The sequence below is a fragment of the Parashewanella spongiae genome (assembly GCF_004358345.1).
GTDB lineage: Bacteria > Pseudomonadota > Gammaproteobacteria > Enterobacterales > Shewanellaceae > Parashewanella > Parashewanella spongiae.
Genome location: NZ_CP037952.1, coordinates 4,214,737 through 4,237,819, shown reverse-complemented (window position 1 = coordinate 4,237,819; position 23,083 = coordinate 4,214,737). Strand labels below are relative to the sequence as shown.

Sequence of the window (23,083 nt, the reverse complement as noted above, 5' to 3'; positions counted from 1 at the left end):
TCCTCTTTATGTCTATTTAACGTATTGATTTATAGTTAAATTGTCTTTCTGGCACACTCTCTGCTTTATCCAATCAAAATGTAGTGTTTAGACATACTCGTTTCATGATTTGGGAAAGCAGAAATGATCCAAGATACCAGCGGCCAAGACAGTCAAGTTAAACCAAGTACTCGGCAAAAATTTAAACGTCCATTAATTGCTGTAGCCATAGCAATGGGGGTGATCACAATTGCATGGGCAAGTTTTAGCAGTGAAACCGCAGATAAATCGGTCAATAAAGCCGATCTTCGACTAGCGACCCTAACACGGGGCACGTTGACTCGTGACATTGCTTCAACGGGGAAAATAGTCGCAGCAAATGCCCCTGTGTTATATAGCACCGAAGCTGGCATTGTGACACTAAAGCGTAATCCTGGGGATCGAGTAAAAAAAGATCAAGTACTTGCCATTATTACCAGCCCAACACTCACAAATCGTTTGCAGCAACAGCGTTCAATTTATGCTGGTTTACAAAGCGAATTAGAACGTACCCGTCTAAATGCAAGACGTGATCAACTGACAGCTAACCGTAGTTTAGACATTGCACAGGTTGAGCTAGATGCCGCCGAGCGTGAAAATCGCCGTGGTGAGTTACTCATCAAAGATAATTTAATTTCACAAATTGATTATGAAAAAAATAAAGATGATTTGAATCGTGCACAGCTGCAACATGCCCATGCCCAGAAAGAAGTCGCGCTAATGAAAGACACGTTAGCTTTTGAAGTTAAGAATAAAACCTTAGAAGTTGAACGCCAAGGATTAGAGGTGGCCGAGTTAGAGCGACAAGTGGAAGAGCTCGCCATTAAAGCACCGGTAGACGGCATTATTGGTAATTGGCTTACGGAGCAAAAAGCACGTATTGCGGCTAGCCAACCGATTCTTACCGTGGTTGATTTAACCGCTTTTGAAGCAGAACTGTCGGTACCTGAATCTTATGCGGATGAGCTTGGAATCGACATGGATGTCGAACTGAACTTTGGCGGTAAATTGGTGATGGGAACACTCTCTTCAATTTCACCTGAAGTGCGTAATCGAGAAGTGACGACTCGCGTACGGTTCGAGCAAAACCCGCAATTGGCACTGAGACAAAACCAACGTTTATCAGCCAGAGTGTTACTAGAAAATAAACCTAATGTGCTGATGGTTAAACGTGGTGCATTCATCAATTCAAGCGGTGGTCGATTTACCTTTCAAGTTGCTCATGGCATGGCGAGTAAAACCAATATCAAACTCGGCGCTCGAAGTATGAGTCATGTTGAAGTGGTTTCTGGCGGCAAAGAAGGCGATGTATGGATTGTGTCCGATTTAGAGCGTTTCAAAAAATCAGAACGAATAAGGATACGTTAATGAATACTCAAAAAGTTATTTCAATAGCGATGCTATCAGTATTAGGTGTTGCAGTTAATTCAGCATTAGCAGAAGTAAATAATTGGTTCACGCTTGCCATGTTTGCTGCGGAGTGGAGCGAACAGTTAAGCCCAGCTTCTAGCAGTGACAATGTATCAATGATTAAGCGCTTAACAGAATCACTAAGCAAATTTTATTTTAGTTTATAAGCATTATTTCAAAGGAAAGAACACATGTTATCAATGAAGAAAGTCAGCAAAGTTTTCAAAACAGATTTAGTCGAAACCCATGCATTACGAGATTTTGATTTAACCGTTAATGAGGGCGAATTTGTTGCAGTAACAGGACCTTCAGGCTCAGGGAAAACTACATTTTTGAATATTGCGGGGCTATTAGAAGGTTTCACTGGCGGTGAGTTCATGCTTGATGATGTCAATGTCGAAAAACTGAATGACAATCAACGTGCCAAAATTCGTAATGAAAAAATAGGCTTTATTTTCCAGGGTTTTAACTTGATCCCTGACTTAAATCTTGCTGAAAATGTCGAAGTACCCTTGCGTTATCGAGGTGTTGGTAGTGCCGAACGTAAACGCCGGGTCACCGAAGCGTTAGAAAAAGTGGGTTTAGGCTCAAGGCAAAAACACCTTCCTTCGCAACTTTCTGGTGGTCAACAGCAACGCGTTGCTATTGCTAGAGCATTAGCCGGTGAGCCGCGCTTTTTACTCGCCGATGAACCGACGGGTAACCTCGACAGTTTAATGGCACGCCAAGTCATGGAATTGCTAGAAGAAATTAACCGTCAAGGTACCACCATTATCATGGTGACGCATGATCCAGAATTAGCACGCCGCGCACAGCGTAACATTCAAATTGTCGATGGTCAGGTGTGCGATTTTACTATGTATCAGCCGCAAAAAGCTTCTGCAGACGTTAAATCTGCTGAAGAAGCGATAGCATAAGGAGCTTAGCTATGTTCTTACATTATTTAGACTTAGCATGGCGAAGCATCAAAAAAACGCCGATATTATCTTTGCTCATGGTGTTAGCGATTTCTGTGGGCATTGGAATAACGATCACGACCCTTAATGTTTACAAGATGATGGCATTCAACCCCGCAGGGGAAAAAAGCGATCAATTGCTTCGAGTGCAACTGTGGAGCCAAGGCCCAGACTCATGGGATAACTTCCCACAGTTGTTGACTTATCAAGATGTGCAGAACCTTCGCAATATAGAGCCATTAGTAAGACAAACCGCAATGCACAGAACGGGAGGCGTCATACAAACGGATGATCCCAGTTTTGCAGCGTCGATGCAGAGTGTTCGTTCTGTAGACAGAGATTTCTTCAAAATGTTTGATGTCTCTTTTTTACACGGCTCCCCTTGGGCTGCAGATGCCGATGTAAATGCGGCTTATCATGCCGTCATTTCAAGCTCATTAAATGAAAAGTTATTTGGCAGTGGTAATAATGTAGGTAAAACCTTTTATTTTGATAAAAGACCATACCAAGTAGTAGGTATCACTGAAGACTGGAATCCACAACCTAAATATTATGATCCGAGTAATGGTGCCTTTAATGATGCGGAGCAAATATTTATACCGTTTTCATTATTGCCTATTGAGAAACAAGCTACTTGGGGAAACACTAGTGGTTGGCGGTATGAAAAAACCAATAACTTTCAAGATAGACTAAATTCGGAAAGAGTTTGGACCATGTTTTGGGCAGAGTTCGAAAATGCAGAGCAAATTGAAGATTATAAGCGTCAACTTGCGGCTTATGTTGAGCAGCAAAAAGCCATTGGGCGATTTACTGATAACCGTTCTCCTGAAGATTCTGTGCAATTAGTTAATGTTGAGCAATGGCTAGAAAATGAAAACGTTGTTGATGAAGACAACAAGATACTGGTAGGGCTTGGTTTTTTGTTTTTATCGGTTTGCTTAGTGAATATTTTAGGTCTTTTGCTTACTAAGTTCTTAAAGCGTGCACCAGAGGTAGGAGTTCGCCGTGCTATCGGAGCAAGTCGCCGACAAATCTTTAGTCAATATATGGTTGAAGTTGGGGTAATCGGACTCATTGGTGGTGCTATTGGATTAGCACTTGCGTGGGGCGCATTGGCCGTTCTCGGTGATAAGTTTGGTACTGATGCCGCTTTAACTCAACTTGACAATTCAATGTGGTTTTTAACCCCAACGATAGCGATTGGCACCGCATTACTCGCTGGACTTTATCCAGCTTGGATAGTTTGCCGTACTAAACCAAGCGTTTATCTTAAAAGCCAATAAGGAGGGCATGAAGATGTTACACATAAAACCTATTATAAGCAGTTTATTACATAGTAAAAGTGGTCCATTTTTATTGTTCTTACAGATGATGCTGTCCGTTGCCATTATTGCTAATGCCAGCTCGATAATTAATCAACGACTTGAACTGATGGATCGTGAATCAGGGGTTGATGAAACGAAAGTGCTTACGTTTAGGGTAAGTAGCTTTAGTGAAAACACAGATCATGAAGCACAAAATAAGCGTGATCAGCAGATGCTTCGTGATTTACCGAATGTGATCAATGTTTCTTCGACTAATATGTTTCCCTTGAGTGGCGGAGGTTGGTCTACTGGCTTGTTAGATAAACCAGATCCTAATGCAGAAGGCGTTAAACGTACACCGCAAGCAGCACAATACATGGGAAATGAACACTTTCTTGATACGTTAGGGCTTACTCTTGTTGAAGGGCGTAATTTTTACCCTGAAGAAATATTGCATGAGCATGGCTATGCCAATCAAAAGGTTATTGTTTCAAAACCACTTGCAGATGAGTATTGGGGAGAAGAGTCACCCATTGGTAAGATTCTATATCATGGTACAGAATATCCAATCGAAGTCATTGGTGTTGTTGATAAACTTCAAGGCGCATGGGTGGATTCAGACTTTCTAGATAATAGCTTTATTTTTAATATTGATTTTGGTAGCCAGAGCGCTGGAGGTATGTATTTTGTACGTGCGAATGAAGAACATATTCCAGAGTTGAAACAGCAAATTGAAACTGCATTCTTGGCTGAAGATCCTGATCGTGTTGTCATCGAATTTCTAACCGTTCGAGAATCTAGAGATATCTCTTACCAAAATGATGCGTTAATGGTGTACATATTGTCGATTGTCATCGTGTTATTACTGCTTGTCAGCTCATTAGGATTAGCGGGTATGGTGATGTTTAACGTGCAGCGTCGTACCAAGCAAATCGGTACTCGCCGAGCGTTAGGTGCAAGAAAGCGCGATATCATTAATCAGTTTTTAGTCGAAAATTATGTTATTTGTCTAGCCGCTGGAGTATGTGGTGGGTTGTTAGCTGTGCAACTGGGCAAACAGCTCATGCAACATTATAGTCTGCCAGCGTTGGATTTAACCTATCCATTAGTGACGATTGCAGGATTGTTTATTGTGACTTCAATTGCCGTTTTCTTACCAGCTCGAAAAGCCGCGACAATATCCCCGGCAATTGCCACGAGAAGTGTGTAATTGGTATAAGTTGAATTGCAATTGAGTCTTTTCTTGGATTGTGGTGCGATAAACTAGCATTAAGCTAACCAGTTTAGTAAGTTACAAGCTGGATAGCTTTCTTTTTTACCGATGGAAAACAAAAATATAATATGGATAACATTCTGGTTGTTGACGACAATTTGGCCGTTTGTCAGGCATTAGCGCTTATGCTTGAACTTAATGGTTATCATGCGCTTTATTGTCACAATGAATCTGACGCACTTGAATTAGTAAAACAGCAAGATATTTCACTGGTTATCCAAGACATGAACTTCAGTGAAGATACGACTTCTGGCTCTGAAGGTCAGCAACTGTTTCACTTGATAAGAGAAATTCAACCACAGCTTCCCATCATATTAATCACGGCTTGGACTCAGTTAGAAATGGCGGTCGAATTAGTCAAGTCTGGTCGTGCTGACTATATGGCGAAACCTTGGGATGACTATAAGCTATTAACCAGTATCAGTAACCTCATTTCGTTGCAGAAACTCACCCAAACCAATCAGCAACTCACTCGAGTTGATGAACAAGGTAACACAGCGATAGCCGATGCGGATTTATGTGGTTTGGTCTATGGCAGTGGTGTGATGCAGCGTTTAGTCGATTTAGCATTGCAACTGGCTGACTCGGATGTGTCCGTGTTGATCACAGGGCCTAATGGTGCAGGCAAAGACAAAATTGCTGACATTTTGCATGCTAATTCACCCTTAAAATCTAAGCCAATGATTAAGGTTAATATTGGTGCGCTTCCTGCGGATTTGCTTGAAGCGGAATTGTTTGGTGCAGAAGCGGGTGCATTTACAGGTGCAACGAAAGCTCGGGTAGGGCGATTTGAAGCTGCAAATGGTGGCTCTTTATTTTTGGATGAAATCGGTAACTTACCGTTATCTGGGCAAGTGAAATTGCTTCGTGTGCTGCAAACAGGCGAGTACGAGCGTCTAGGCAGCAGTCAAACCCGCAAATGTAATGTGCGGGTGATCAGCGCTACCAATGCCGATCTTCAATCGGATATTCAACAAGGTACTTTTCGTGAGGACTTATATTACCGCTTAAACGTCATTGAGCTAAAAGTGCCGGCTTTATGTGAACGCGTTGATGACATTGTACTCCTCACGCAACATTTTGTAGGCCATGAATTTAACTTGCCTAAATTGACACAGCAAGCGCTAATTAAGCACTCATGGCCTGGAAATGTTCGCGAACTGCAAAATGCTTGTAAACGCGCAGCATTACTGGCTAGAGAAAGTAAACTCACACCTGAAAATTTTGGCTTGAAAGAGGCTGACTCGATATCGTTAAACAGTGAAAATAACGCTGAGATTGATGTCACAAAACAGCAAATTCTTGATGCGATGAAAGCGAATGATGGTGTCATCGCGAGAGTGGCAAAATCTGTCGGACTCAGCCGACAAGCCCTATATCGACGCCTCGATAAATTTGGTATTAACCGCTAATTCAAAAAGAGTGGAAACCCGTGCTCAGATTAAAAAACAAAATTCTTGCAGCCACAGGGCTTACTTGTTTATTGGCTATTGGGCTGTCATTTGCTGTTCTACAGTGGTCTCAACAAGAAAGTAATGTTATTTCTGCCATAAGCGATTGGTTAGGGATCGAGGTATTGTGGTTACTCATGATAGGCATTGTTATTTTAGCCATGTTTGTGGTGAGCTGTTTTATTCGTGATTTGAGCAATAGTCTGCGAGCCCTAGAAATTGGCTTACTTAATTTTAAAGATAATGACTTTAGTGTCACAGTTCCAAGCGTAAAAGAGCCTGAAATAAATCAACTCATCTCGTTGTTTAACGAGTCGGCTCAAACCTTACGTCGTGAAAAACAATATATTTATCAACGCGAATTACTACTTGATAAAGTCATTCAAAGTTCGCCAAATATTATGTTGTTGTTAGACAGTGAACAACGAATAATTTATTCAAATGACGCTGCGCGTCACTTTTTTTTCAATGGTAAGCAAATTTCTGGTATGAATTTAGTTGAATTGTTACCAAATATTGATGAAGAACTGTCACAAGCGATAAAAAGTAGTCAAGAAGGTATTTTCACCCTTAATTCTGATGATGTTGAAAGTTGGCATATTAGTCGCGGGGCATTTTTACTCAATAACCTTCAGCATAATTTATTATTGCTAAAACACATGACGAAAGAACTCAATCGGCAAGAGGTTGCTGTATGGAAAAAGGTCATTCGGATCATCAGTCACGAACTGAACAATTCACTTGCGCCTATCTCATCTATGGTGAACTCTGGGCGCAAGCTAACCAAAGATAATAGCAGTAGTCAGCTGAAGTTGATTTTCGACACCATTGAAAACCGCTGTAATCATTTAAGCCAATTTATTTTTAATTATGCACGCTTTGCAAAATTACCTTTACCTCAAAAATCATATGTTGACTGGCAAAGCTTAACAGAGCAATTAGCTCAACATTATTCATTTAAATTAATTGGAAGTTTGCCACAAACACTTGGGTATTTTGATCATATTCAAATTGAACAAGTATTATTAAATTTATTAAAAAATGCCCATGAATCTGGCAGTGATATCAATGAAGTCACCATGCAAATTGCCGCTACCGAAACATTTGGTAAAAACGGCGTCTCCATTTGTGTTCATGACACTGGTAGCGGAATGTCGAGCGAAGTGATGCAACAAGCTTTATTGCCGTTTTATTCAACTAAGCAGTCTGGTACTGGTTTAGGGTTGCCGTTATGTCGAGAAATCATTGAGGCTCATGAAGGTCAAATTAGCTTACATCATCGTCAGCACAAGGGCTTAACGGTGCAAGTGTGGCTGCCATGTAATAATTCTAATTGAATTTTGGTCTCTTAATGGGAGGTGGAAGTATATCTGCCGCTATGTTTGGGAGAAACGGTGACACTTTTATCGTTAGCGCATTTTTAATTTTAGCAATAACCATTCGCAACGTTTCCTGTTGATCAAGGGGGACTTTTTCACTGAGATCATTCAATTGTTCGAGTAAAATATCAATAACTTGAGTTGGCTTATTTTTTGATAAGTGAATGGCTGCTAAATATTGTGCAAATGTTGCAGTTTCAGCCAATTTAGGAGTTTCATTGCTTTGATAAAGGATTTGGAACAGTAAAAGACAGTTTTTAACGACTGCTTTCTGAAGAGGGCTAAACATTAAAAAATTATTATTGTCTGAGATAAATTGGCTCAGGCTTTTGGGTGGCTGAGGCTTTTTATTGGATGATATTGTGGCTTTCGGATAAACCACTGGCTTATTGAGCTCACTTGTTTTTTTAGAAGGCGCGAACACTCTTTCTTTAATTGGTTTTTTTTGGTGTTTTGAACTATGTTCGTGAATATTAATAGCTCTAGGTTGAGAAACTAAGGTTACACCAGTACCAGAGCGATTTGGTACAGCGACAACATGAACCTTTTTGTGTTGTGCATTTGGTGTTGAATGCGGTGCTTGCACCACTTTATTGGTACATTTTTGGGTTTTATTTTCTGAAAGCATAATGCTTGAAGTTAATGGATTGCTTGGTAGAGGTCTTTCTTGGTAGGGCTTTGAGGGTGTTACTTGAGTTTGTTTAATTTGTGGGACTGACTCTTTTTCCGATGATTCATTGGATTTTAATTTTGTGTCTTTGACTCTGCTCGTATCGTTTCGGCTTTCAAATTTACCCGTTAAATTGTCCGTTTTTTTCTGAAGAAGATTAGCCAACCTTGGGTTAAAAGCCATAAGTGTGGAATGGGGTATGTCCCAAGGATCATCAGCAGATACTAATTTATATTCAGTGTCATCTTTAGGTGAGCAAATAAATGGAAGGTAAGTGGTCGGAGATTCATAGCAAGGTGTAGCAAAACACTTATCGTCCAGTTCATTTAGGTTGATTAACTGAAAATATGCCGTATTGCTGTTACTTCCTACTTTAATCTCATTGCCTTGATATGCTATGCGTACAAAATAATTTTTATTTTTACGTGCTAGAAGTTCATTTGTTGATTTTACAGCTTGAATTTGTTCAGACAAATTGTGTCGGTCGTACATAAAAGTATGAAACGACTGGGCAATTTCAAAATCAGAGTCAAAGTCACTTATCCCTATATTGTATAAAGTAGCTTGTAGGAGTACCGTATCACACTTGTTTTCTTGGGTTTTAAAAACCTCTGAGGGTTCCTTCAGAGGTGATAATGAAATAACCGCAGATGCCATTGCCTTTTTTACTCGATAATTTATGCAAAACAAATTATATCAATTTAAAACAACAGCTTGATTAATCATTGTTTAAGCAATTATCTCAAAAAAAACTTTAGCATTAATTTTGATAACCCTTTTCCATATGGCGGTTGCACCAACTTACCCGTATTAACCCACCCTCGACTGAATACCGTTTTAGCATGGCTGAATGTTTCGAAACCTTCTTTGCCATGATAATTTCCCATGCCAGAGGCTCCTATGCCACCAAATGGAGCATCATCTGCTGCAACATGAAGAATGGTGTCGTTGACACAAACACCGCCAGAATGCGTGTGTGTAAGCACCGTTTTTTGAGTGTTGTTGTCAAAACTCATTAAATACAGTGCAAGTGGACGAGCACGACTATTAATATATTCAATCGCATCATTAATTGAGCTGTAGCCAATAATAGGTAAAATAGGGCCAAAGATTTCATCCTGCATTAGCAGCATATCGTCTGTGACATTAGTGACGAGTTGTGTTGGCATTTTTCTGGATGTATCTGCGATAGTTTCATTAGAAGATGAAATAATTGTCGCCCCTTTTTGCTGGGCATCGCTGAGCAAGCCTTGCAATCGATCAAATTGTCGTTGATTGATGATATTACCGTAATCAGTGTTGTTGCTAACTGAGCTATACATCTCGGTAAACCGACGTTTGTAGACTTCGATGAATTGTTGGATCTTTTCTCTTGGGCAAAGCACATAATCGGGTGAAACGCATATTTGTCCTGCATTAAGGCACTTTCCATAGATAAGCCGTTCAACGGCGATTTCAATCGAGATGTCTGGGGCAACAATAACTGGAGACTTTCCTCCTAATTCAAGAGTTACAGGTGTTAAATTTTTGGCCGCTGCTCGCATTACATGATGGCCAACACCTGTTGAACCAGTAAAGAGCATATGATCGAAGGGAAGGGAAGAAAACTCAGCAGCAATGTCAGCTTCTCCTTCTATAATTGCCACTTGTTTTTCAGAAAACACATTGGAAACAATTTGCTTAATCACTTGATTTGTCTTTGGTGTGAATTCAGAAAGTTTTAGCATTACTCGATTTCCAGCCGCAATTGATGTCACTAATGGCGCGAAGGCTAATACAATAGGGAAATTCCAAGGAACGATAATACCAATGACACCTTTAGGTTGGTAATGGACTTTTACGCTTGCTGGTGCCAAAAGTAGCCCGACATGACGACGCTGAGGTTTCATCCACTTTTTTAATTTTTTTAAGGTGTAATTAAAGTGAGAGATAGCAGGTAAAATATCCCCAATAATAGTGTCTTGGTTGGATCTGCCATTGTAGTCTTCATCAACGGCATCAATAAGTGCTTGCTGCTCATTTAACACCGCTTTTTTTAATTTTAATAAAGCTGTTTTTCGTTCTGTAAAAGAGGAAAAAGGGGCTTCTGAAAAGGCATTTTTTTGTTGAGTGAAAGTGTGAGCGAGTTGCTGTTTTTGTTGTTCTATTTGAGTGCTCATTGGCGGACTTCCATGTTGAAAGGAATAGTTAGGATAAATTCACTTTACAGTATTTGCTCTATGCACTACAACTTTGGTTGTTAATTCCACGAAATTTAAGGTGTTTATATGGTGTTTAATCATATTGGGATCCCTACAACTGATACATTCGAAGGTGAAATTGATTTACCTCATTTAAAAATGACGGTGTCAGATCATCAAAACAATCCTTATGGAATTCAATGGCAGCGTTATTGGGATAATGCTCCTTATCCTGAGCTTGTTAAAACAGTGCCGCATGTGGCTTTTGTGGTAAAAAATTTAGGATCAGAGCTGCGAGGGAAAAAGATAATTATAAAGCCTAATTCACCGAGTGATGGATTGATTGTTGCTTTTATTGAAGTAAACGGCGCACCAATAGAGCTAATGCAATATGAATAACATTTGGGATTGTTAATTTTAGAGAAGGATAAATACAGAGGAAATAAAAATGGTGCCCGAACCCGGAATCGAACCAGGGACACGAGGATTTTCAATCCTCTGCTCTACCGACTGAGCTATTCGGGCAACGGCGGCAATTAAACGGTTTTTCTGGGAAATAGTCAACCACTTTATGTGGTTTTGCGTTAAAACGCTGCCGTTTGTAGTTTTTTTCTACAAGTTTTGTTAAGTGAATCTTGGATTCCTTTTGCGATTTTTATTTACCTCGATCTCTGCTTATTTGAATGTTAGATGTGGTACCTTCCAGCTGGGGGAACTGTGGGGGCTAAATGAAAAGTACTGGTTGACTTTACTGCGCCATTTATATTTTCCGAGGTTACGGCTCTTAGGTTGTCAGGGATAATTTGATTGGGTGTATAAACATTTTTTGGAAGCAGATTAAACTGACCAGACTTTGATGTTAAATACCTTCTTACTCCTTCTCTAGAAACATTAAACCATTGAAGTTGGCTCTTCTGATTGCCAACTAACTCTTTGTTGATCAGTTTCATTTGCACGGCATTCTTGGGACTTAATTCTTTTCCTGTAAATGGACAAACATAAGTATTTATAAATAAGTTTAATGGAATAAAAGAGTCCGAATAAGTGAAATCTACCTCTGGTTCAGCGGTAGCTATTTTTAAGTACATATGTGAAACTACTGCTTGGGCTTGTTCCCCAAATTTACTATTAAAAACAAATCGTTGAATGCTAGTTGAACCAATAACTTTAGGCTCAAGACTGGCGTAATCTTCACAGTAGGAAAAAAACTCAGAGGCAATTTCGGTCAGTTCTCCTGTATTTTGGGAATACTGATATCCATTGACGCTAGGCTTTAAGCTAGATTTAGCCCTTGCTGAAAAGTGTTTTGTGGTTTCAATGGTTTTAATGGTTTCCTCATCACAAAACGCAATAGTAGAAGTAGACTTTTTTTCAACTTGAGTAGAGCCATTGTTATTTTCATCTTCTTCAGAATAAAGAGAGCTGCAAACAGGGTCTATATGTTCACTATCTAAAACATGAATGATGTGATTCATCATTACTTCTAAATCGTTTTTTTCTGCTTCATCTTTAGCTGGAGCAGTGGTGATGTGCCATTTATTTGAAAGTACAAAATTGACGAAAGCGTTAAAAGCTCCTGTTTTTGGTAACATTATTGTATAGCGTCTATCATCCACTTCGACGCTATGTTTGTATGGGTCTTGCCAAAGCTGATTAATAATACTTTCAGATAAAGGAAGTTGATTAACACCAATTGCAGCCATGGCTATTTCCTATTTATTGATAATTAATATTAGTTAGTAAAATTATCAATATGCAGGAACAAAGTAATAGTCTTTTTACTTTTTTACGGAGGTGGAATAAGTGTTTTTGATATATTTCAACAGGATAATTTGTAATGATTAATTAAAATTAATCTAGAGCTAATGTTGGCTGATATAAGTTGAAAGCATAGCTGCTCAACTTACATGAGCAGCCATAAAATTGAATTTAGTTTACTAACCCATTATTAGGATAGTTTGTTTTCATCACCAACAATACGTGATCTTTTAACGTTTGCTGGCCAAGTTCCTCATAGGCCTGAGCCATGATCTCAAGTGCTCTTTCTGTAGAAGGTGAACCTGAAAAAGACTCTAAAACATATTGGCCTCGGCTTGCTGCGGCACTCCAAGCATTCATTTTTAAGTAATACTCGGCGACGTGGATGGAGTAACGAGCTAAACGATTTTTGACCGCCTGCATACGTTGTTTGGCATCAACGGCATATTTACTGTTTGGATAAAGCTTGATCAGCTTGCCAAAGTCCTTAAACGCATCTTCAGAATACTTTGGATCACGATCAGTACGATCAATGTTTAATAAATCATGAAACAAATATTCGTCAGCCTGCATATTGACCAAACCACGCATATATTGGATATAGTCAGAATCAGAATGGGTAGGATTTAAGCGCATAAAGCGATCAATATTGGCTAATGCTGAAGCCGTATCATCAATTTTGTAATAGGCATAAATCATATCTAACTGTACTTGAACCTTATGAGGCCCAAACGGATAACGAGAATCCAAAGCTTCTAAAGTACGGATGGCTTTGCCGTAATTACCTAACTCCATTGATGTTCTTGCTTGAGAATACAAAAAATCAGGAGAGGCTTTATTCAATACAACATCATTCTCTGGGCTGCTGCTACAAGCATTCAAAGCTAGTGCAAACAGGGATAAGGCAACACTTTTGGCAACTCTATTCATACGTGAATTCAATTCTTTTTAAGTTATGGTTAAGAATTTTTCCATTTCGCGATAAAATGGAAGTTATCCGATTGTAACAGAGATACCAGATTTACTTCAAAACGTCGACAAATAAACGATTTTGGTTTGATTAATTCAATTAAATCTGCTGAAACGCTATCGATTTTTCTGATATCCAACTATTTGACCTCGAAAAGAGGTTAGGGTTCATATGACTCAAGAGATAAATTTACATGGTGAGTTTTCGATAACTCAAACAGGGCAAAGATTAGATCAAGCGCTAGCTGAGCTTTTTCCTGATTATTCCCGTACTCGTATTAAAGAGTGGATATTGTCTGGCGCGGTTTCAGTTGACGGGCATGTACTTGATGTACCAAGAACAAAAATACTTGAAGAGCAAACTGTATCCATTGTGACAGAGCTTCAAGAAGAAGTGACGGCGAAAGCGCAAAAAATTGACCTCGATATTGTTTACGAAGATGATCATATTCTGGTGATAAATAAACAAGCGGGCTTAGTGGTGCATCCAGGCGCTGGCAATAGGGATGGCACATTGATGAATGCCTTATTACACCATTGCCCTAACATCGAGCACGTTCCAAGAGCGGGCATTGTGCATCGTTTAGATAAAGACACAACAGGCTTAATGGTAGTTGCTAAAACTGTTGAGGCACAAACTCACTTAGTAACGGCCTTACAGGCTAGAGCAATTACTCGGGAGTATGAGGCGATTGCTTTGGGTACCATGACCGCTGGTGGCTTAGTTGACGAACCAATTGGCAGACATCCCACCCAACGTACCCAAATGGCAGTAGAGCGCTCAGGTAAGCCAGCTGTAACTCATTATCGAGTGGCTGAAAAATTTCGCGCACATACTCGATTGAGATTACGCTTGGAGTCCGGCCGTACTCACCAAATCCGTGTTCATATGGCATACATTGGACATGTTTTAGTAGGCGATCCTGTTTATGGTGGCCGCCCTAGGTTACCAAAAGCGGCGAGTGCCGAATTCATTGATGTACTTAAAGGTTTTAAGCGTCAAGCTTTGCATGCGGTGAGATTAGAATTTGCACACCCAATAACTTGCGATGTCATGAGCTGGACGGCGCCAATACCTGATGACATGGCGCAATTAACCAAAGCACTGCGACAAGACACACAAGATCACCCAATTACGTATTAATAAGGTTTTTACTGAGGTTCATCCGATGTTAAAAATTGATTGGCCAGTACCTGAAAATGTTGGAATTGCTATGACAAATCGTCATGGCGGTTTTAGTCTGTCGCCCTTTAATAGCCTTAATCTAGGTGAACATGTTGGTGACAATAAAAAGAAGGTGGTGGTGAATCGACAGGTTCTAGTTACAAAGTTAAATTTACCCGCTGAGCCTCATTGGTTAAATCAAGTTCATGGCACCGAAGTTATCGATTTATCATTAAGTGACACAATCGTGGCTGATGGCAGTTACACGAATGAATTGGGTAAAGTCTGCGCAGTCATGACGGCAGACTGCTTACCCGTTTTATTGTGTGATAAAGCGGGTACGCAAGTCAGCGCATTGCATGCAGGCTGGCGCGGATTGTGTAACGGTGTTATCGAAAATGGCGTAAGCAAATTTGACTGTTCATCTCAAGAATTGATTGCGTATTTAGGCCCAGCAATTGGGCCTAAGGCTTTTGAAGTCGGCACTGAAGTCATGGAAGCCTTTTGTGAGGTTGATGAAAAAGCCATGAGTTGTTTTACAGCGGCAGATGATAAGTATTTGGCTAATATCTGCGGACTTGCAATTCAACGTATTAAAAAGCTTGGTGTGACCAAAATATTTTCCTGTAATCACTGCACTTATAATAATGTTGATTACTTTTCATATCGAAGAGATAAGATTACTGGACGACAAGCTTCACTGATTTGGTTGAAGAAATAGCAGCTGACATTAAAAATGTTTAACTAAAACAAAAATAATCACTTGTATTAGCATGGAATTAACTGGACGTTTCTTTTTATTAAAAAAACGAGAGAGTTAATTATGTCATGTACTCCCCCTCATAGTACTACTGTAGCCCAATATTCATCGTATATGTCGAATCCTAAAGCTACTTCCCCTGACATACAAAGAATCATTCAAGCGACCAGTGATAAAACGTTATCACAAGAAAAAAATTGGTCGGATGTAGCTTACATAATTTTCACATTACCTAGTAAAAAGAAGGAATGTTTCTTATCTCAGCTAGCGCTTAAAAGCTACCAATCCTTGAATACAATCTCAATTGTTTGTCAGTGGTTTGGTAATATGAAAGACGATGGCCATAACCCTTCAATGAAGTTGTTCGTTGAAGCATTATGCAATATAGGTGCAATGAAAGAAGCAAAACAGTTAAGTCAGCGTTATCCTGCTTGCGAGATAGCGCTGGCCGAGCAATTCTGCCCTAAAGCCGATATTAAAGAGTTAACCCAAAGTGACAGCGTTTTTGTAGAACAATGCATTGAAGACTCCAGTTATCATGGTACTGAAAAGTTTATTATTCTAGGAGGGCTACTTGGGATAAATTGTTTACGGCACAACAATGATATGTCAGTGGCTGATCTAGTGGGTGCATGGATAATGTGTTCTGAAAGTGTTGTTGAACGTGGTGGTGCCAACTGGGATAGTTTAGCAAAAGCATTTGAGTTGTTAGGTGACACACACATGTTTAATTTCGTCGTGAGAATGTTCCCATTTAAAAGAAACGCAGAGTTATCGCAATATCAAGCGCCAGGAACACCTGACACACTCAAGAGGCGTCAGTATACTGGTTCGGCGCTTAACCTTTCAGAATTAGAGGGGTTGAAGGCAAGGTTTCATCAAATGTCAATACAAGCTGCTGCAAGTTCGAATGATAGGGTTAAGCATTTACTACCAAAATCAGAAGGAGAGCCAAAAGAAGCCGAACTAGAGAGCGAATTTAGAATGTTAAATCGTCATAGAAGAGCGTCAATTCAAGTCCACAATGTGGGATCAATTTTTCCGTTATCGGATAAAGGGCAACTTAAAAAAAGTACATCTATGCCCCATATTGCGTCACAAAGAGGCATGGTAAATCAATCAAAAAAAGGGCATAAACCTCGAGTATTGCCGATAAGTAAGTCATTCGGTTATGGTTCATTTGGGGTTATTCCAGAGCAAGAGGTGTCAGGCACAAGCTCACAAATTGATTCAGTTCAACCGATGGTAAGAAATGAGGTTTTGACTTATGGGGGGGATTTACCTTCAACTCCAAGTTTTTCAAGAGCTGAGAAAAAAGACATAATTGAGGTGAAGAAAGAGCTGCAAACGGTGCATCATAGAGTGGTAGAGTGGAATAAGAGGTTGAAAACAGAGAATCACCCTTTTTTAAAATTAATATGGGAATCGCTAACGAATAATGAGATAAAAAACATTTTGCTTGCTTTATCTGTTCTTTCAATGGGAAATTCAAAGGTTAAATTTATGGTGGGAGAAAAGAAAGTCGATCATCAACTTTTGAATTTACATTTAGAAAAAGGTAGAGAAAGTTTTATTGTTCAAGTTTGCAGTTGGATTACTTTAGAAGATAACTTTTGCAGTTGGAGCTCGATTCATCAAGCAATGGAAATGAATGGACTTACGCATAAAGCAAAAGAGCTGTTCGCGATATATGCTCCAGCACAAATACCAGAGTCAAAAAAAGGCGAGAATCTACATCACTTAAAATGAGTTTTGTTTGAAGTGGTCTTATATCAATTACAGAAATACCAACTACAGTAATTAATCTCTCATTCAGCAAGAGATAAAGGTTTTCAATACAAGGCGCATGTTCGAAGTCCTATATACCCTACAGCTGTCATACAAGCTGGCAATTCACTTAGTGCTTTTGTCGGGGTAATTCAAGAACGTGCAACGCAGTAATGGAAACCTTTAGCCTTACCCTTCGGGAGTTTGTATGCGCACACTTTGGTTTATAAACCTAAAACATCAGTTGAACGCTGAGTATACGAGTAACTGTTTGAGCAATACGATGATTTTATTATCATGTTTTTCATCCAATAAGTGAAATGCTCTACGCTCACAAGCTTGCTAAAATGACTGCTATCTGCGTTGTAACTTTTGCAAATAGAATAACTACTTGCTGCAAGCTACGTCTTACTATCAGCCATTTTTTCTACGCTTGTGAACGCAGTCAACTGATGTTTCTAGGGAGCGCCACGAAGCGCTTTATTCTGTTGCGGGATTTGTCTCAACGTATACGCAGCCAAGCGATTACATGGCCATAAACCAGAGACAGCAACGTTATTATTTATAATAAGTCCATCAGGTTGAAACGTACCTGACGGGATAATTACCAGTTCATCCTGAAATCTGACGGGCATGCATAATGGGTAACCGCTATGACATGAAGCCCTGTGACAAAGGCCTTGAATAAAGGTTGAGATGCAATGTAGGCCGCAGCATCAAGCGAATTCAGTTAAGCGTCGTAAATCAAAAAATGAAGATGGGGAGTCTTTCCTAGTTGACGAACCCTGACACAAACAGAGAAGCAACTGGTAAATGCATCTGTTTGATCTTCCGGCGTAATATGAAGTGGCATGTATTGAAGGAAATAAAGTGAACGTGGGAGAGCCTGAGTGTTGGAAGGTAGTGACTTCCACTATCCGAATATAAGGTAAACCGAAATTTCAGATAGGGCGCTCAGGCAGTCGGATGAGCCCATAGTACCGTTAACCGTGAAGACAACATAACTTCACATCAGGGAAGGGGCTCAGTGTTACACCCGTTTTTTAACGTAACTTTTGAGGTGAAATTGCCATATGGCTAACACTCCAGTAAATATCAGAATATTACAGCGAAAACTTTACTTACGCTCAAAGCTTAACTCGGAGCTTCGATTTTACAGCTTGTACGATAAACTCAGTCGCCTAGATATACTCGAAGAAGCCTATCGACGATGCAAAGCCAATAAAGGCGGAGCAGGAATTGATGGCATCACATTCAGTTATCTAGAGCAGCAAAAGAAAGTCGTTGCGCTGTTAAAAGAAATTCAAACTCAATTACAACAGAAAAACTATCGACCTAGCCCAGTCAAACGAGTAGAAATACTCAAAGACAACGGAAAAACGCGGAAACTTGGGATCCCGATAATCAGTGACAGAATTGTGCAAATGGCGATGACAATAGTGATGCAACCCGTCTACGAACCTCATTTACATGAACACAGTTATGGTTATCGTCCATGTCGAAGCGCCCAGCAAGCGGTAAAAGTCATTGAAATGAGCCTAAAACAAGGCTACCAGCACGTACTCGATGCTGACTTGAGTGCCTATTTCGATACCATCCCGCACGCTAAGTTGATGGCAAAAGTAGAAAGGCGAATAAGCGACAGCAGCTTTCTGAGTTTACTGAAAAGCTTTATCAAAGCGCCCATCAGCATAGAGACGGTCAACGGGAAATGGCGAATAGAAGCAAGCCGATGTGGCACTCCGCAAGGCGGAGTTATCTCTCCACTACTGGCTAACATCTATCTCAACGATTTTTGTTTGAAAATACACGAAAAAACACCGTGTAAAATCGTTACCTATGCAGATGATTTTGTTGTACTTCATAAGCAAACCTACACACAAGAGCAACTGGACTGGATAACACAGCAATTAAGTGATGAAGGTCTGAAGCTAAATCAAAGTAAAACCCACTGTGTGGATATGGGAAAGCTGATGAATGAGTTTGATTTCCTCGGTTTTAACTTTCAACGGATCACAGGCCTCATCAAAGGCACCAGTTACATCAAGATAGAGGCGTCTAAGAAGAGCCAAACAAAGCTGAAAAATAAAATCAGAGACATAGTGAAACACCGAACCTCAAATACACTTGGCGTACTGATAAATAAGGTTAATCAAGTTCTGAGGGGATGGAAACACTATTTTGGTGGGATAGGTTATCCCAGAGGTGTATTTTTCAGAATAAATGGATTTGTAGTAAACCGGTTCTATCGCTGGCATCGTCGCTTAAGTCAACGTCGAAGCAAGTATCTATCACGAGGTGCTTACGAAAAATTACGCCAAGCTGGTCTTGAGTATTTACCCACGACAAGATGATAAGCAAAGTGAAGGAGCTGAGAGAAGTGTAACAACAGAGCCGTGTGAGGGAAAACCTCATGCACGGAATCGAAGAGGGGCTGCTGGATAAGCGATAGCGAAGCCAGTAGCCTACTCTACATAAAGAATACTTCACAAAATTGTCTTGACGTAGCAGTGAAATATCGACAGCTTTTTATGTCGGTAACAACTATGTATTCATCAATTTCGATTGCACTTTGAGCACATACATAGTTCTGAGTTGAGCATTTAGTCACTTCGGGTTTAATTTCCCGCCCCTAGGGGGGGGAACTAACACAAAAGGTTTGTGTTCTGTCATACCAGCGTAGGCTGGTATCCAGCGACTTTCACTAAATAAGAAAAAGGCGCTAGGCTATCGACAGTTTTGTATGTCGGTAACCACTACTTACTGCTATTCATGCCTTGCTATCAGTAATTTTTTCTGCGTATATGAACGCTCCCAACCAATTTATTTAGGTTAAACGATATCTCGCCCCTCTGGGGCAGGGTGAGTCATTTACCTAACATTGCGAACACGGAATAGTTATGTAGTTAAGATTGAATAAGAAAACACTTTTTATCTATGTTTTACTTAAAATTAACCGATATGAACATTTTAACAACGCAAAAATGAGTAACCATTCATTAATTTTGGATTTTTAATAGATGTGCTCAATGTCAGATTTACTGTAATTGGTATTACTTGAAATACTGTCATTCATCCCCATTTATATAACCATAAGAACAGCTTGTTAATTTGAGCTAGACTGTATTTCATGTGTTATCAAAGGAGGATTTATGCGACTCGATAGGATGACCAACAAATTTCAACTGGCGCTGTCCGATGCACAATCATTAGCTCTAGGAAAAGATCATCAATTTATAGAGCCTACTCATTTATTGTCAGCACTCTTGAACCAAAGTGGTACAACAGTAGCCCCACTGTTAAAACATGCTGGGGTTGACGTAAACAGCTTACGGCTAGAGTTATCAGCCGAGTTAGCCCGACTGCCGATTGTTGAAGGTACTGGTGGTGACGTTCAGTTATCCCAAGGCATGGGACGATTATTAAATCTTTGCGATAAAATGGCACAGAAGCGACAGGATAAATTTATTTCGAGTGAGATATTTTTGCTGGCGGTTATGGAAAGCAAAGAATCACTGGCTAAATTACTCAAAAAATCTGGCGCGACCAAATCTAAGCTTGAAAAAGCGATAGAAGATGTGCGTGGCGGTCAAAATATCGATGATCCCAATGCGGAAGATCAGCGTCAAGCACTCAAAAAATACACCATAGATTTAACTGAGCGTGCAGAACAAGGCAAGTTAGACCCTGTTATTGGACGTGACGAAGAAATTCGCCGTACAGTTCAAGTCCTGCAGCGCCGAACTAAAAATAACCCAGTTTTGATTGGTGAGCCCGGTGTAGGTAAAACAGCCATTGTAGAAGGCTTAGCCCAGCGGATCATCAATGGTGAAGTCCCTGAAGGTATTAAAAATAAGCGAGTTTTGTCATTAGATATGGGGGCGTTGATTGCTGGCGCTAAATATCGAGGTGAGTTTGAAGAGCGACTTAAAGCGGTATTGAGCGACCTTTCTCATCAAGAAGGGCAAATTATTCTGTTTATTGATGAACTGCATACTATGGTAGGAGCAGGAAAGTCAGATGGGGCGATGGATGCAGGTAATATGCTTAAACCTGCGTTAGCACGTGGCGAATTGCATTGCGTTGGTGCGACAACACTTGATGAATATCGTCAATATATTGAAAAAGATGCAGCCTTAGAGCGTCGATTCCAAAAAGTCTTAGTTGAAGAACCAAACGTTGAAGCAACCGTTGCAATTCTGCGAGGTTTAAAAGAGCGCTATGAGCTTCATCATCATGTCGAAATTACAGATCCTGCAATTGTTGCAGCAGCGAGCATGTCGCACCGATATGTCGCGGACAGAAAGTTGCCCGACAAAGCCATAGACTTAATTGATGAAGCGGCTTCATCGATTAGAATGCAAATGGACTCAAAACCTGAGCCATTAGACAGGTTAGAGCGTCGTGCAATTCAACTTAAACTTGAAGAACGTGCATTAGCAAAAGAAAAAGATGACGCCAGCGCAAAGCGTTTAAAGCAACTCCGTGATGATCTTAATGATGTTGAACGCGAAGTCGCTGAGCTTAATGAAGTATGGCACACAGAAAAAGCTGCGCTTGCAGGCACTCAGCACATTAAAACTGAACTAGAACAAGCTAGATTGGATTTAGATGTCGCGCGTCGAGCTAGTAATTTAGGGCGAATGTCTGAGCTTCAATACGGTAAAATTCCTGAGTTAGAAAAACAGCTCGATTTAGCCTCGCAAGCTGAAATGCAAGACATGACATTACTGCGAAATAAAGTGACCGATGTAGAAATTGCTGAAGTGTTATCAAAAGCTACAGGTATTCCCGTTGCTAAAATGATGGAAGGTGAGCGAGATAAACTGCTTCAGATGGAAGATGCACTTCATGAGCGGGTAATAGGGCAAAACGAAGCTGTAGAAGCGGTAGCCAATTCGATTCGTCGTAGCAGAGCTGGATTAGCAGATCCCGATAGACCGATAGGCTCTTTTCTATTTTTAGGGCCTACAGGCGTCGGGAAAACAGAGTTGTGTAAGTCATTGGCAACCTTCTTATTTGATACCGACTCAGCATTAGTTCGTATTGATATGTCAGAGTTTATGGAAAAACATTCAGTAGCTCGGCTAGTAGGCGCGCCTCCAGGGTATGTAGGGTATGAGGAAGGCGGATATTTAACCGAAGCCGTGCGCCGTAAACCTTATTCAGTGATTTTGTTCGATGAAATTGAAAAAGCACACCCAGATGTATTTAACATCTTGTTGCAAGTGTTAGATGATGGCCGTTTAACCGATGGACAAGGCCGGACAGTCGATTTTCGAAATACGGTTGTGATCATGACTTCTAACTTGGGTTCGGACATAATTCAGGAGCACACTACGTCACTCAATTATGACGAAATGAAAACCGCCGTGATGGGTGTGGTTACTCAAAACTTTAGACCTGAGTTCCTTAATCGTATCGATGAAACTGTTGTATTCCACCCATTAGGGCAAGAGCATATTAAGCACATTGCGAGTATTCAAATTGAGAAACTGTGTGAGCGTTTAGCCGATAAAGATTACACATTATCGTTAAGTGATGATGCACTGAATTTGATTGCTGAAGCGGGTTTTGACCCTGTTTACGGTGCAAGGCCTCTGAAACGAGCGATTCAAACTGAAGTTGAAAATCCATTGGCTCAACAGATCTTAAAAGGCACTTTAATACCCCATACACCGATCATGGTGTTGAACGTAGATTCAAAGTTGGTTTTTGAGCAATAGTAACCTTTTGACAACATGAAAATACCCCATACACCGATCATGGTGTTGAACGTAGATTCAAAGTTGGTTTTTGAGCAATAGTAACCTTTTGACAACATGAAAATACCTGCCTTTAGCAGGTATTTTTTAATAGGTCGTATCAATAATCTAGGGGCTGTTTATCTTTCGTGATTATTTTTGCAGCGATAAATTGGTCGTTTTATACAAGACAGAACTTGTGCGGTTTGGTATTATCGACATACAAAACTGTCGTTACTTCGTTTCCAAATAAGCAAGCTATAACGCAATAGAAATGAC

General features: G+C 40.2%; 17 protein-coding genes and 1 tRNA gene. 13 read left to right on the top strand and 5 right to left on the bottom strand.

Features of this window, described 5'->3' with window-relative positions; genetic code table 11:
• Window positions 1–123 precede the first annotated feature (123 nt).
• The 7 genes from E2I05_RS16780 to E2I05_RS16750 all read left to right on the top strand — a co-directional run bounded on the left by E2I05_RS16780 (window position 124) and on the right by E2I05_RS16750 (window position 7,749).
• On the top strand, window positions 124–1,386 hold the full coding sequence (locus E2I05_RS16780) for an efflux RND transporter periplasmic adaptor subunit (RefSeq protein WP_121853402.1): 1,263 nt from the start codon (window positions 124–126) through the stop codon (window positions 1,384–1,386).
• On the top strand, window positions 1,386–1,595 hold the full coding sequence (locus E2I05_RS16775; protein ID WP_121853403.1) for a hypothetical protein: 210 nt from the start codon (window positions 1,386–1,388) through the stop codon (window positions 1,593–1,595). Before E2I05_RS16780 ends, E2I05_RS16775 begins: the two co-directional genes overlap by 1 nt.
• Window positions 1,596–1,619: 24 nt before the next feature.
• On the top strand, window positions 1,620–2,345 hold the full coding sequence (locus E2I05_RS16770) for an ABC transporter ATP-binding protein (RefSeq protein ID WP_121853404.1): 726 nt from the start codon (window positions 1,620–1,622) through the stop codon (window positions 2,343–2,345).
• 11 nt (window positions 2,346–2,356) lie between these two features.
• Window positions 2,357–3,667 carry an ABC transporter permease gene (locus E2I05_RS16765; RefSeq protein WP_121853405.1) on the top strand — a complete coding sequence of 437 codons (1,311 nt, stop codon included), beginning with the start codon at window positions 2,357–2,359 and terminating at the stop codon, window positions 3,665–3,667.
• Between the two features lie 13 nt (window positions 3,668–3,680).
• Window positions 3,681–4,898: an ABC transporter permease gene (locus E2I05_RS16760; RefSeq protein WP_121853406.1), complete on the top strand. Its 1,218-nt coding sequence runs from the start codon at window positions 3,681–3,683 to the stop codon at window positions 4,896–4,898.
• A gap of 131 nt (window positions 4,899–5,029) precedes the next feature.
• The gene (locus tag E2I05_RS16755) at window positions 5,030–6,373 is read left to right on the top strand and encodes a sigma-54-dependent transcriptional regulator (protein ID WP_121853407.1); all 1,344 of its coding nucleotides are present in this window, start codon (window positions 5,030–5,032) and stop codon (window positions 6,371–6,373) included.
• Window positions 6,374–6,393: 20 nt separating this feature from the next.
• Window positions 6,394–7,749, top strand: a complete 1,356-nt coding sequence (locus E2I05_RS16750) for a sensor histidine kinase (protein ID WP_243641075.1) — start codon at window positions 6,394–6,396, stop codon at window positions 7,747–7,749.
• Here E2I05_RS16750 and E2I05_RS16745 read toward each other — a convergent pair.
• Both E2I05_RS16745 and E2I05_RS16740 read right to left on the bottom strand, forming a co-directional pair.
• On the bottom strand, window positions 7,742–9,151 hold the full coding sequence (locus E2I05_RS16745; RefSeq protein WP_145964477.1) for a hypothetical protein: 1,410 nt from the start codon (window positions 9,149–9,151) through the stop codon (window positions 7,742–7,744). The two genes, E2I05_RS16750 and E2I05_RS16745, sit on opposite strands and share 8 nt — an antisense overlap.
• 47 nt (window positions 9,152–9,198) lie before the next feature.
• Window positions 9,199–10,620, bottom strand: a complete 1,422-nt coding sequence (locus tag E2I05_RS16740; RefSeq protein WP_121853409.1) for a coniferyl aldehyde dehydrogenase — start codon at window positions 10,618–10,620, stop codon at window positions 9,199–9,201.
• A 108-nt stretch (window positions 10,621–10,728) separates the two neighbouring features.
• On the opposite strand from E2I05_RS16740, the gene E2I05_RS16735 reads away from it, so the two are divergent.
• Window positions 10,729–11,040, top strand: a complete 312-nt coding sequence (locus E2I05_RS16735; protein ID WP_121853410.1) for a hypothetical protein — start codon at window positions 10,729–10,731, stop codon at window positions 11,038–11,040.
• A 50-nt stretch (window positions 11,041–11,090) separates the two neighbouring features.
• Here the strand turns inward: E2I05_RS16735 and E2I05_RS16730 are convergent.
• The 3 genes from E2I05_RS16730 to E2I05_RS16720 all read right to left on the bottom strand — a co-directional run bounded on the left by E2I05_RS16730 (window position 11,091) and on the right by E2I05_RS16720 (window position 13,329).
• Window positions 11,091–11,166: transfer RNA gene (locus tag E2I05_RS16730), tRNA-Phe, on the bottom strand.
• Between the two features lie 161 nt (window positions 11,167–11,327).
• Window positions 11,328–12,344, bottom strand: a complete 1,017-nt coding sequence (locus E2I05_RS16725) for a hypothetical protein (RefSeq protein WP_121853411.1) — start codon at window positions 12,342–12,344, stop codon at window positions 11,328–11,330.
• Between the two features lie 226 nt (window positions 12,345–12,570).
• The gene (locus E2I05_RS16720) at window positions 12,571–13,329 is read right to left on the bottom strand and encodes an outer membrane protein assembly factor BamD (RefSeq protein WP_121853412.1); all 759 of its coding nucleotides are present in this window, start codon (window positions 13,327–13,329) and stop codon (window positions 12,571–12,573) included.
• A gap of 211 nt (window positions 13,330–13,540) precedes the next feature.
• On the opposite strand from E2I05_RS16720, the gene rluD reads away from it, so the two are divergent.
• The 5 genes from rluD to clpB all read left to right on the top strand — a co-directional run bounded on the left by rluD (window position 13,541) and on the right by clpB (window position 22,786).
• Entirely contained in the window at window positions 13,541–14,512 is a 972-nt protein-coding gene (gene rluD, locus E2I05_RS16715) for a 23S rRNA pseudouridine(1911/1915/1917) synthase RluD (RefSeq protein WP_121853413.1), read from the top strand.
• 25 nt (window positions 14,513–14,537) lie between these two features.
• Window positions 14,538–15,254, top strand: coding sequence for a peptidoglycan editing factor PgeF (pgeF, locus tag E2I05_RS16710; protein ID WP_121853414.1), 717 nt, complete (start codon window positions 14,538–14,540; stop codon window positions 15,252–15,254).
• Between the two features lie 102 nt (window positions 15,255–15,356).
• Window positions 15,357–17,042, top strand: a complete 1,686-nt coding sequence (locus E2I05_RS16705) for a hypothetical protein (RefSeq protein WP_133309756.1) — start codon at window positions 15,357–15,359, stop codon at window positions 17,040–17,042.
• Between the two features lie 1,091 nt (window positions 17,043–18,133).
• On the top strand, window positions 18,134–19,414 hold the full coding sequence (gene ltrA / locus E2I05_RS16700; RefSeq protein WP_133309438.1) for a group II intron reverse transcriptase/maturase: 1,281 nt from the start codon (window positions 18,134–18,136) through the stop codon (window positions 19,412–19,414).
• 798 nt (window positions 19,415–20,212) lie between these two features.
• Window positions 20,213–22,786, top strand: coding sequence for an ATP-dependent chaperone ClpB (gene clpB / locus E2I05_RS16695; RefSeq protein WP_121853464.1), 2,574 nt, complete (start codon window positions 20,213–20,215; stop codon window positions 22,784–22,786).
• Window positions 22,787–23,083: the final 297 nt, after the last annotated feature.